This is a genomic window from Planifilum fulgidum, from assembly GCF_900113175.1.
Classification (GTDB): Bacteria; Bacillota; Bacilli; order Thermoactinomycetales; family DSM-44946; genus Planifilum; species Planifilum fulgidum.
On sequence record NZ_FOOK01000004.1, the window covers coordinates 66,978 to 78,196 of the forward strand.

10 protein-coding genes and 1 riboswitch are annotated in these 11,219 nt (G+C 59.3%); all 10 genes read left to right on the plus strand.

Annotated elements, in window-relative coordinates; genetic code table 11:
* Positions 1–7: 7 nt before the first annotated feature.
* The 10 genes from BM063_RS03245 to BM063_RS03290 all read left to right on the plus strand — a co-directional run bounded on the left by BM063_RS03245 (position 8) and on the right by BM063_RS03290 (position 10,978).
* Positions 8–652, plus strand: coding sequence for an ABC transporter permease (locus tag BM063_RS03245; RefSeq protein ID WP_092035892.1), 645 nt, complete (start codon positions 8–10; stop codon positions 650–652).
* Positions 653–679: 27 nt separating this feature from the next.
* Complete coding sequence (locus BM063_RS03250) at positions 680–1,582, plus strand: glycine betaine ABC transporter substrate-binding protein (RefSeq protein WP_092035893.1); 903 nt, start codon at positions 680–682, stop codon at positions 1,580–1,582.
* Between the two features lie 68 nt (positions 1,583–1,650).
* Complete coding sequence (locus BM063_RS03255) at positions 1,651–2,631, plus strand: ABC transporter ATP-binding protein (RefSeq protein WP_092035894.1); 981 nt, start codon at positions 1,651–1,653, stop codon at positions 2,629–2,631.
* Between the two features lie 24 nt (positions 2,632–2,655).
* Positions 2,656–3,291: an ABC transporter permease gene (locus BM063_RS03260; RefSeq protein ID WP_092035895.1), complete on the plus strand. Its 636-nt coding sequence runs from the start codon at positions 2,656–2,658 to the stop codon at positions 3,289–3,291.
* Positions 3,292–3,363: 72 nt separating this feature from the next.
* Positions 3,364–4,905, plus strand: coding sequence for an HAL/PAL/TAL family ammonia-lyase (locus BM063_RS03265; protein ID WP_177198953.1), 1,542 nt, complete (start codon positions 3,364–3,366; stop codon positions 4,903–4,905).
* A 12-nt stretch (positions 4,906–4,917) separates the two neighbouring features.
* Positions 4,918–5,676 (plus strand): IclR family transcriptional regulator, encoded by a 759-nt coding sequence (locus BM063_RS03270; RefSeq protein ID WP_092035897.1) that lies wholly within the window; start codon positions 4,918–4,920, stop codon positions 5,674–5,676.
* A gap of 14 nt (positions 5,677–5,690) precedes the next feature.
* Complete coding sequence (locus BM063_RS03275) at positions 5,691–7,058, plus strand: dihydroorotase (protein WP_245751996.1); 1,368 nt, start codon at positions 5,691–5,693, stop codon at positions 7,056–7,058.
* Between the two features lie 20 nt (positions 7,059–7,078).
* Positions 7,079–8,329, plus strand: a complete 1,251-nt coding sequence (locus BM063_RS03280; RefSeq protein ID WP_092035997.1) for a Zn-dependent hydrolase — start codon at positions 7,079–7,081, stop codon at positions 8,327–8,329.
* A gap of 202 nt (positions 8,330–8,531) precedes the next feature.
* Entirely contained in the window at positions 8,532–9,878 is a 1,347-nt protein-coding gene (gene lysA / locus BM063_RS03285) for a diaminopimelate decarboxylase (protein WP_092035998.1), read from the plus strand.
* Positions 9,879–10,015: 137 nt separating this feature from the next.
* A complete protein-coding gene (locus tag BM063_RS03290) occupies positions 10,016–10,978 on the plus strand; it encodes a COX15/CtaA family protein (protein WP_177198954.1) in 963 nt (320 codons plus the stop codon).
* A gap of 72 nt (positions 10,979–11,050) precedes the next feature.
* Positions 11,051–11,187, plus strand: a riboswitch (FMN riboswitch).
* Positions 11,188–11,219 lie beyond the last annotated feature (32 nt).

Below are 11,219 nucleotides of genomic sequence, written 5' to 3' on the forward strand. Positions count from 1 at the left end.
AAGCAGGATGGAAATAGCCGAGCAAGCTTACAGGTACATTTTGGATAATCAGCAGCGCTTCGTGGAAGCGGTTCAGGATCATTTGACGTTAAGCTTTGCCGCCTTGCTGATCGGCCTTGCGATATGCATTCCGCTCGGCATCCTTTGCGCGAAAAAGCAAAGGATCGCCGGAGCGGTGATGAGCTGTGTCAATTCCCTGCGCGTGATTCCCAGCCTGGCGATTCTGGTCATCATTTTGCCGGTTTTCGGGACCGGTTTTCTCCCGGCCCTGGTGGCTTTGACCATCCTCGCCTGTCCTCCGATTTTGATCAATACCTATCTCGGATTCCGCGGAATCGATCCGGCGGTGATCGAAGCGGCTCGGGGCATGGGCATGGATGAGCGTCAGATTTTGCGAAAGGTGGAAATCCCGCTGGCCATGCCGCTGGTGATCGCCGGAAGCAAGACGGCGGCCGTGGAAGTCGTCGCGAGCGCGACGCTGGCAGCCTTCATCGGAGGAGGGGGATTGGGCACGTTTATCGTAAACGGACTCGGCATGTACAATTTTCCGATGTTGCTGGTCGGTGCGGTTCCGGTCGCCCTCTTGGCGATCTTGTCGGAAGTGTGTTTTGCAGGGATTGAACGGTTGGTCACCAGGCATCAGAGAGGCTGATTCAATTTTGAAAAATGGGGGATTCTCATGAGAAAAGCATCTTTTCTGTTGGCGCTCACTTTGGCCCTGTCGCTGCTTTTGACCGCCTGCGGCGGCGACGGGTCGGGAAAACCGGAGATCGTCGTCGGGTCGAAGAACTTCACGGAATCGCTGATTCTCGGGGAGATGTATGCCCTCGCGCTGGAAAATGCCGGGTACGAGGTGGAGCGGAAGCTGAATCTGGGGGGGACCCTGGTCGCCCACGAATCGCTGAAAAGCGGAGAGATCGACGTGTATCCCGAGTATACCGGGACGGGTCTGATCAACATCTTGCAGATGCCGCCCAAATCGGATCCGGAAGAAGTGTACGACCTCGTTTCGAAAAACTACAAAGAGAAGTTCAACCTGGTCTGGCTCGATCCTGCGGATGTCAACGATTCGCAGGGGCTCGTGACGACGCGCAAAGTGGCGGAAAAGTACGACATGTACACCATTTCCAAACTGGCGAAGCTGGCGCCGAAGCTGAGGATGGCGGCCGTGCCCGAGTTTGAGGAGCGGGAGGACGGTCTGAAGGGGTTGAAGAAAACGTACGGCGGAATGGAATTCAAAAGCATGGAACTTTATGACTACGGGGTCAAGTACCGCGTCCTGTTGAACGGCGAGGCCGATGTGACGGTCGGCTTCACCACCGACGGGGATCTGACCAACAAGGAGTTGGTGTTGCTGGAAGATGACAAGAAGTTCTGGCCCCCTTACTATGTGGCCCCGGTGATCCGGGCGGAAGTGTTGGAGAAAGATCCCGGGATCGAAAAGGTGCTGAATGCCGTTTCTGCCAAGCTCAACAATGAGATCATGCAGTCCCTCAATGCCGAAGTGGACATCAAAAAGCGGGAATACGCCGAAGTTGCGAAGGAATTTCTGCAAAAAGAGGGCATCATCTCCGGGAAATGACGGATTCTTGGCTTCCTTCCCGCGGGAGGGAGGCCAAGTCTCCTCCTCCAAAAGGGAGTTGAGCGAAGGTGAAACATTATTCCATCGTCTTTGATAAAGTGACGAAGATTTTTCCGAAGGCGTCGAGGCCCTCGGTCAATGAGGCCAGTTTGCGGATTGAAGAGGGAAGCTTCGTCACCATACTGGGCGCATCCGGCTGCGGGAAAACCACGCTGTTGAAGATGGTGAACCGCCTGTACGAACCGACATCGGGACGCATTTTCGTGCAGGGGGAAGATGTGTCCAGGATGCAGGTCACGCGGCTGCGGCGAAAGATCGGCTATGTGATCCAACAGGTCGGTTTGTTTCCGCACATGACGATCGAAGAAAACATCGCAACGGTTCCGCGCATTCTGGGCTGGGACAAAAAGCGGATCGATGAGCGGATCGACGAATTGCTGGAACTGGTCCACCTGCCGCCCGGGGAGTTTCGCAAGCGCTATCCGCGCCAGCTTTCCGGCGGACAGCAGCAGCGGGTCGGTCTGGCGCGGGCGATGGCCGGAGATCCCGCGATCATGCTGATGGATGAACCGTTCGGGGCCATCGATGCGATTACCCGGGCCAGCCTGCAGGATGAATTGATCCATATTCAAAAAAAGCTGCACAAGACGATTCTCTTCGTCACCCACGACATCGAGGAAGCGCTGAAGCTGGGGGACAAGATCGTGATCATGAACGAGGGAAAGATTCAACAGTATGACACGCCGTTTAACATCATCACAAAACCGGCCAACGAATTTGTCCGCCGGTTGGTTCACTCCGACGACGTGCTGAAGCGGCTGAGCGTCATGAAGGCGGCGAGCGTGATGACAGAGATCACCGGGCATCCTCATCCGAATGAAATCCGGGTGTCCCTGGAGGAAAATTGCAAGACGATCCTGACCCACCTGCTTCAAAGCGAACAGGATTCCGTCATCGTCGTGGACAGCAACAAGACGCCCGTGGGCCGGGTGACGCTCGAGCAGTTGAAGATTCACGGGGCGCTGAGCGGGTCCGCGTCCGCTTGCTGACACTAGGCGGGTAGGTGAGCGCCGATGTTTGACTATTTTTTCAAGTATTATGATCAGATCTTCACCCGGTTGATGGAACATTTGATGTTGACGGCGAGTGCGCTGGTTCTCGCCATGCTGTTCGCCCTGCCCGTCGGGTTTTTCCTCTCGCGGGTCAAGTGGCTGTCGATTCCGGTGCTGTCTTTCCTGGGCATCATTTATGCCATTCCCAGTCTCGCCATGTTCGCGATGTTGATCCCGCTGGTCGGGTTGGGGGTGAAATCGGCGATTATCGCGCTCGTCGCATACAGTCAGCTGATCCTTGTGCGCAACGTGATGGTCGGCTTCAGGACCGTCGATGCCGCGATCATCGAGTCCGGCAAAGGGATGGGACTCAGTCCCGCCCAACTGTTTTGGAAGATCGAACTGCCGCTGGCCATGCCGGTCATCCTGGGAGGCGTGCGGATTGCCGCCGTGTCCACGATCGGAATCGCGACCATCGCCGCATGGATCAACGCCGGGGGACTCGGGGAGCTGTTGTTTGAAGGCTTGTACCAAAATTCGACCCCCAAAATGTTATGGGGAACGCTGTTTGTCTCCCTGCTGGCGATTGTCACCAACCAGCTGCTGCTCCGGTTGGAGAAGCGCTCGTCCCTGAGGGCGAGGGGCGAATTGCCTTGAGCCGGGGGAGACGGCCGAAGGGGGATGAGGATGGCCGCACACCGGATAACGATTGACGGAAAAGGTCTTACTTTGCAACAATTGGCGTCGTTTATCGAAGATCCCTCCATCCGGGTGGCCGTATCGCCCCGCGCGATCGAAGCGGTGCAGGAGACGCGCCGCCAGGTGGAGAAATGGTTGACGGAAGAACGCAGGGTGATCTACGGGATCACCACCGGTTTGGGGAAATTGAAGGATTTTGTCGTCGATGAACGAGATCAGGAGATCTTTCAACAAAAAATTTTGTATTCCCACGCCGTGGGAATCGGCCCTTATTTTCCCGATGATGTCGTCCGCCTGGCGATGCTGCTGCGCGCAAACGTGTTGAGCCGGGGCCATTCCGGTGTGAGGCCGGAGCTGATCGAGCGGATGTTGACGTTTTTGAACGGAGGAATCATCCCGTTGCTCCCGCAAATCGGTTCCCTGGGGGTCGGCGATCTGCAGCCGATGGCCCACCTCGGCTTGTGCCTGACCGGAGCGCCGGAGGGACGGGTGCGCTTTCGGGGAGAAGAGGGAAGCGCTGAGGAGATGTTGCGGAAGGCGGGCGTTGTACCCGTCCGCTTTCCCTTGGCCGCCCGGGAGGCGCTGGCCTTGATGAGCGGCAGCACGCTGGTCTTGGCCAACGCGATCCATGCCCATCACAAGGCGAAGCAGCTGGCCCGGCTGGCCGATGTGGCGCTTGCGCTCAATCTGGAGGCGATGCGCGGGGAAGTGAGCGCCTTTGACGAGCGAATCCAACGGGCACGGGGAATCCCGGGGCAGATTGAAACGGCGCGCAACGTAAGGACGCTTTTGAAAGGAAGCGAGTGGGTCACCGAAGAGGGGAGAAGGAGACTGGGCGAAATCCGTCCCCGGGTTCAGGATGCCGTCAGTTTTCGCGCTTCTCCGCAGTTGCACGGGGCGGTCAAGGAGGTTCTCCGCTACCTGGAAACGGTCCTTTCCAGAGAAATCAACGCCTCTGCCGACAATCCCCTGATTTTCTCCGGAGAATCCGGGTACGAGAGCCTGAGCGGCGGAAATTTTCACGGGGCGATTCTGGCTTATGCGTTGGATTTCATCGGCATCGCGCTGACCGACTTGGCCGTTTTGTCCGAGCGGCGGTCGGCGAGATTGCTCGACCCGGCGGCGAGCTACGGATTGCCGGCCAACCTGGCCGGCGGCGCGGTCGGGCTCAATACGGGCTTTGCGCAGGTGCAGGCCAACGCCGTCGCGTTGGTGGGCGAGATGCGGCTGCTCGCCGCCCCCGCCAGCATCGGATCCATCCCGGCCAAGGGCAATCAGGAAGATCACAACAGCATGGCGATGGGGGCTGTGCGGAAGACGATTCAGATCATCGGCCATCTTGAGAAGGTGCTGGCGATCGAATTGCTGTGCGCGGCCCAAGCGATCGATTTGATCAAAGGAAAAATGAGCGGTTTCGCGATGGGAAACGGAACCGCCCTTGTCTATGAGCTGATCCGACGGCATGTTCCTCCGATGTGGGAAGACGCTTATGTAAAAGCGGATTTGGACAAGATGATCCGCCTGGTGGAGGAGGAAACCATTTTGTGCGAAGTGAAGCACTTGCTTGCGTGAGTGGGAGGTAACATGGGGAACGGGACGCAGACGTTGGCACGGGCTTTGGACATATTGTTTGCCTTGGCGGAGGCGGAATCCACCCTTTCCGTCAGTGAAATCGCGGAAAGGGTCTCGATTCCGGAAAGCACCACCTACCGCCTGCTTCAGACGCTGGAACAAAACGGGGTCGTGGAAAGGCGGGCAAAAGGGCAGATCGGTCTTGGACTTCGCATCCTGGATTTGGCGAGGAGTTTGTACCAGCAGATCGATCGCGAATTGTACGTCATCGCCCGCCCGGTCATGGAATCCATCACCGAGAAAACCGATGAGACCACGATTTTGACGGTTCGCACGGGAACCAATGTGATTTGCATTCAACAGGTGGAGAGCCGCCGCCTGATTCGTTTCGCCATTGAAAACGGAAGGATCCTGCCCCTTCACCTGGGCGCTTCGGGAAAAGCCATCCTGGCTTACGAGACCGAACGGGTGTTGGATCAGGTGCTGAAGCGGATGGAAGATCCCCGACAGAAGGAGGCGTTGCTGGAAAATTTGGAACGGATTCGGCGGCAGGGCTACTGTTTGACGGTGGGGGAGGTCGATCCGGACGTGTTTGGCATCGCTGCCCCCATCTTTGACGGGTATCGGCGGGTTGTGGCCAGTCTGACCATCGCCGGTCCGTCGGAACGGTTGCATCCCGGGACGGGTGAAATGATGATCCGGTCCGTGGTGGAGGCAACCCGGGAGATTTCGCGGAAGCTGGCCAGAGTGTCCGCGGTGGCCATCGAATAGGGAGAGGGGATCGGATGATTTCGGAACGGTACATGTACGATTTGGTGGTCAAGGGTGACGTGGTGACGCCGAAGGAGATCGTGTACGATGGGGCCGTCGCCGTCAAGGACGGGAAAATCAGGAGGATTCTGCGGGGGCGCGAATCCCTGTCGGCGGCGAAAACGGTCGACGCCAGGGGCTGCTATATCTTGCCCGGTGCGATCGATGCGCATGTTCATTGCTACAGTTCGGCGGAAGAGGGGTTTGAGACGGCCAGCCGGTCGGCGGCGGCCGGCGGAGTGACGACGATCATTGAGATGCCCTACGACGCCACCGGGATGATCTGTACGGAGGCGCTGTTTCAGGAGAAGGCGGAAAGGCTGGAAGGCGAGTCGATCGTCGACGTGGCGCTGTTGGCCACGATTTTCAAAGAAGGGGGATTGGATGAAATCCCCAAGTTGGCGCGAGCCGGCGCCTGCGGTTTCAAAGTGTCGATGTTCAACACCGACTCTTTCCGCTTTCCCCGCATCGGCGACGGCCAACTGATGGAAGCCTTTTCCGTCATCGCCGAAACGGGCGGTCCCGTCGGCATCCACGCCGAAAATGACGAAATCGTCAGAAGGTATATCGCCAAATATGGCGGTCGGGGCCTGGAGGATCCGCGCGCCCATTGCTGGAGCAGGCCGAAGGCGGCGGAATCGACGGCCGCGGTAACGGCGATGGAACTTGCTTACTATACGGGGGTGAAGCTGCATCTTTACCATTCCACATTCCCGCGGGTGTTCGAACTGGTCCAGCATTACCGTTCCCAAGGGGTGAATGTGACGGCGGAAACGTGCACGCATTACCTGACCCTGTGCGAGGACGACATGCTGACGCTGGGAGCGAAGGCGAAAATCAATCCGCCGCTCCGTTCCAGGGCGGATGTGGAGGAGCTGTGGAAGCTGATTTCCAGAGGCTATGTGGACATGGTCACCTCCGACCACGCCCCGTGGCCGATCGAGCGAAAGCAAAGCCCCGACATTTTCCAAAACGCGTCCGGGGCGCCGGGGGTGGAAACTCTCCTCCCGCTGATGTACAGCGAGGGCGTGGCGAAAGGAAAAATCACCTTGCTCGATCTCGTTCGGCTGCTGAGCGAACGGCCGGCGGCAACTTTCGGTCTGGATTACTGCAAGGGAGCGATAGCGGCGGGCATGGACGCGGATCTGGCCGTGCTCGATCCCAGGGAGAGCTATGTCCTGGATGAAAGGGCGCTTCACTCCGGCGCCGGTTGGAGTCCCTATCACGGCAGGCCGGTGCAGGGGAAAATAGTGTACACCTTTGTCCGAGGAAAGATGGTGTATGACGGGCAGGTCATCGGTCAGCCGGGAGATGGGCGGTTCGTGAGGGCGAAGCATCACTGAAAGCGGCGGGAGTGTTTATCATGGGGGATTTTTCGCTGAAGCCCGATCCGAAGCGGATTGAAAGGGATATTGAAACGATGGCCACCTTTGTCGATCGATCGAAGCCGGGTTGGACAAGGCGGCCATTCACTCCGTGGTATGAACAGGGGAGAAACTGGCTGCGGCGGCAGATGCTCGCGTGCGGCATGGAGGTGGAGATCGACGCCGCTTCCAACCTGATCGGCAGGATCAAAGGCAGCGAGCCCCATTTGCCGCCGATCATGATCGGTTCCCATACGGATACCGTCACCGGCGGTGGCCGATTCGACGGCATCGTCGGCGTCCTGGCCGGGCTGGAGATTGCCCGGAGGCTGAAGGAAACGGGCACCGTGCTGCGCCATTCGCTGGAGGTCGTCGATTTCACCGCGGAAGAACCGAGTGAGTTCGGCATTTCCACCATCGGCAGCAGAGGCATGGTGAACAATCTGACGGAGGAGATGCTTAACCGGCGGGACATGACCGGTCTCACGCTGCGGGAAGCGATCAAAAGGGCGGGCGGCGACCCGGAGCGGATCGGGGAGCGGTCTCGAAAAAAAGGGGATGTGGCCCTGTACCTGGAGCTGCATATCGAACAGGGACCGGTGCTGGAACAAACCGACAACAAACTGGGCGTGGTGACGGGGATTGTGGGCATCCATCGTTATCGCGTGGTTGTGGAAGGAAAAGAAAACCACGCCGGCACCACGCCGATGGCGTTGCGGTCCGACGCGCTGACGGGCGCGTCGCGGCTGGTTCTGGAGTTGGAGTCCCTCTGCCGCGAACCGTTTGCCGAACCGGTCGTCGGAACCGTGGGCAAGTTGCACGTGGAGCCGAACGCAGCCAACGTGATTCCGGGCAGGGTGGTGTTTGAGCTGGAGGTGCGCTCCCTGGACACGGAACTGTTGGAGCAAATCATGCTGCGGTTCCGCAAGCGGGCGTCTGAAATCGGCGAGTCGCAAACCTTGAACATCCGCATCGACTGTTTGTCCAAATCCGAGGCGATCCGCGTGGATGAAAGGGTGCAGCGCGTGATCGCCGAAGCATGCGCGGCCACGGCGAAAACGGTTTTTCTGCCCAGCGGGGCGGGCCATGATGCCAATCAGCTGGCCAAAATCGCGCCGATCGGAATGATTTTTGTCCCCAGCAGGGACGGGAGAAGCCATTGTCCGGAAGAGTGGACGGATTATGGGGACATCGCGCTGGGAGTGGAAGCGTTGGCCCGTTCCCTTTTGAGTTTTGACCGGCTGATTTGAGGGGGATGATCGGTTTTCGGAGGTGAAGAGCGAAGAAGCCGAGCGTGAAAGCGGGGCGGCCGTGCACGCGGGCAAGCGCTTGGCAAAAGTTTTTTGGACGAAGCATTTCAAAATGAAGTATAATGTTGAGAAAGTCAAGGGAGGCATCGCCGTCCGGCCAAGCGGACGGCCTTTGTCCTGTCGGGAGAGGGAGAGACGAGGCATGCGACTGCACGGTACCGGAAGGATCAACGAAAGGGGACACCTGGAAATCGGGGGATGCGATGCGGTGGAGCTCGCGCGCCGTTTCGGAACCCCCCTGTACGTGATGGATGAAGAGCTGATTCGGGAGCAAATGCGCCGTTACGTGGCCGCCTTTCGAAAGACGGGGTTGCCCTTTCAGGTCGCATACGCCAGCAAGGCCTTTTGCACGATGGCGATGTGCCGGGTGGTGGAGGAGGAAGGGCTGCACCTGGACGTGGTTTCCGACGGCGAGCTTTACACGGCGCTCCGGGCCGGTTTTCCCCCGGAATCGATCCATTTTCACGGCAACAACAAAACCCCCTTCGAGCTGGAAATGGCCCTGGATGCGGGCATCGGTTTGTTTATCGTGGACAATTTCACCGAACTGGAGATGCTGGACCGTCTGGCCGGGGAAAAGGGGAAGCGCCCGCGAATTCTGCTCCGGGTGACGCCGGGGGTGGAGGTGAGCACCCATCAATACATCCAGACCGGCCAGGAAGATTCGCGATTCGGGTTTGGCCTGTCGGGAGGCCAGGCGGTCCGGGCGGTGAAGGAGGCGCTCCAAGCCCGCCATCTGGTTCTGGAGGGCTTTCACTGCCACATCGGTTCGCAGATCTTTGGAACCGGCGGCTACAGGTTGGCCGTCGGAAAGGTGGCGGCTTTGGCGAAGGAGGCGCGGGAGCGCTTAGGCTATCTGCCGCGCATTTTCAACGTGGGCGGTGGATTCGGCATCCGCTACGTCGAGAAGGACCGGCCCATTCCTCCGGAAGCGTTCGTGGAGGCGATCGCCGACGCCGTCCGGAAAAGCTTCGACGGCTTGCCCTTGCCCGAGATCTGGGTGGAGCCGGGCCGCAGCATCGTGGGGGAAGCCGGAACCACTTTGTACACGGTGGGAACGGTGAAGGATGTGCCGGGCATCCGCAAATATGTGTCCGTGGACGGCGGAATGACCGACAATCTCCGTCCCGCCCTGTATCAAGCCCAGTACGAAGCGATGCTCGCCAACCGGGCCCTGGAGGATCCGACGGAAACCGTCACCATCGCCGGGAAATGCTGCGAATCGGGAGATGTGTTGATATGGGATCTGAAGCTCCCCCCGGTGCGGACGGGAGACATCCTGGCCGTCAGCTGCACCGGCGCCTACACCTACTCCATGGCCAACAATTACAACCGGAACCGTCGTCCGGCGGTGGTTTTCGTGCGGAACGGGGAAGCGGATCTCGTGGTGGAGCGGGAGACCCTGGAAGATCTCGTCGGCAAGGATCGCATTCCCGGTCGTATGCGGGGGAATCCGGTGAGCGGCGGCCCCGCCCTGGAGGTGCGGTGAAAAGAGCTTTGTCAGCGCAAAAGATCACCGGCCGAAGGGCCGTTTTTGTCCACTTTGTGTCGAAGCGACCCATTGCCGCCTGATGAGGAAACTTCTGTGGTAAGATGATGGAAGGACTGGCAAAGGGGGTTCGTGACATGCGGTGGCTTCGGCCCTTTTCTCTCGCGACCGCCGCAGGTCTTTACCTGATCGTGCTCATGGGCGCTCTGGTCACCAAGACAGGCTCCGAAGACGGCTGCGGAAACACGTGGCCCTTCTGCAACGGGGAGATCTTTCCCACCTACGCCACGGTCGAGACGGTGATCGAATACAGCCACCGGATCGTTTCCGCCCTGGTCGGATTGATGGTGGTGATCCTCGCCGTCTGGGCGTGGCGCCGTTTTCGAAAAGACGGGATCGTCCGTTTTTTGGCCGTAAGCGGCGTCTTTTTCATCGTGTTTCAGGGGCTGCTCGGGGCGGCGGCCGTCGTCTGGGGCCAGTCCGATGCGGTGATGGCCCTTCATTTCGGATTCTCTCTGTTGTCCTTCGCCAGCGTGGCGCTGCTCGCCGTCTACATTTCCCAGGCGGGGCGGACGGAGGATCTAAGGTTGCGGACCGTTCCGGTCTCCCGGCGGCTGAGTTGCGCGATCTGGGGGCTCGCCGTCTACACCTATCTCGTGGTCTACACCGGGGCTTACGTGCGGCATACGGGCGCCATGATGGGGTGCGGAAATTCCTGGCCCCTCTGCGGTGAACATTTTCTCCCCGATTTCTTCACCCAGGCGGGCATCCAGTTGTTGCATCGCTACGCCTCGGGGTTGTGCCTGATTTTCACCGCTTGGCTCCTGTGGGCGATCATCCGGCTGTACCGGGAGCATCCCGGGCGGTACCGCGATTTGTACAAGGCCGGATGGGCCGCGCTTTGGCTTTTGATCCTTCAGGCCCTAAGCGGTGCGGCGGTCGTGTTCACCAACGTTCAACTGATTCTCGCTCTGTTGCATGCGACCTTCGTATGCGCCTACTTCACGGCCCTGTGCTACCTCTGCATGCGGGTCGGCCTTCCCTGGAAGGAGGAGGGTCAGCCGGAACGGATCGGCGATCCGGCGGCGTCCTTCCGCTGATCCGCGAAGGCATGGACTTTGCCCGCCCGTTGCGGTATACTCAATAAAGAAAACCGAATCGGTTCCCTTGTGAAAATCCTTCGGGGCAGGGTGGAATTCCCGACCGGCGGTGTTGGCGGCAAAGCCGCCTCAGCCCGTGACCCGCGCTTGCGGTGGATCCGGTGAGACTCCGGGGCCGACAGTGACAGTCTGGATGGGAGAAGGATGAAAGGGACGGGTCTACCCTTTTCCGCCTTTTTCC

Excerpts from the sequence above, each read along its gene's own strand:
- BM063_RS03260 (WP_092035895.1), top strand. The coding sequence starts at position 2,656 with ATGTTTGACTATTTTTTCAAGTATTATGATCAGATCTTCACCCGGTTG.
- BM063_RS03245 (WP_092035892.1), top strand. The coding sequence starts at position 8 with ATGGAAATAGCCGAGCAAGCTTACAGGTACATTTTGGATAATCAGCAG.
- BM063_RS03290 (WP_177198954.1), top strand. The coding sequence starts at position 10,016 with ATGCGGTGGCTTCGGCCCTTTTCTCTCGCGACCGCCGCAGGTCTTTAC.
- lysA (WP_092035998.1), top strand. The coding sequence starts at position 8,532 with ATGCGACTGCACGGTACCGGAAGGATCAACGAAAGGGGACACCTGGAA.
- BM063_RS03250 (WP_092035893.1), top strand. The coding sequence starts at position 680 with ATGAGAAAAGCATCTTTTCTGTTGGCGCTCACTTTGGCCCTGTCGCTG.
- BM063_RS03275 (WP_245751996.1), top strand. The coding sequence starts at position 5,691 with ATGATTTCGGAACGGTACATGTACGATTTGGTGGTCAAGGGTGACGTG.
- BM063_RS03280 (WP_092035997.1), top strand. The coding sequence starts at position 7,079 with ATGGGGGATTTTTCGCTGAAGCCCGATCCGAAGCGGATTGAAAGGGAT.
- BM063_RS03270 (WP_092035897.1), top strand. The coding sequence starts at position 4,918 with ATGGGGAACGGGACGCAGACGTTGGCACGGGCTTTGGACATATTGTTT.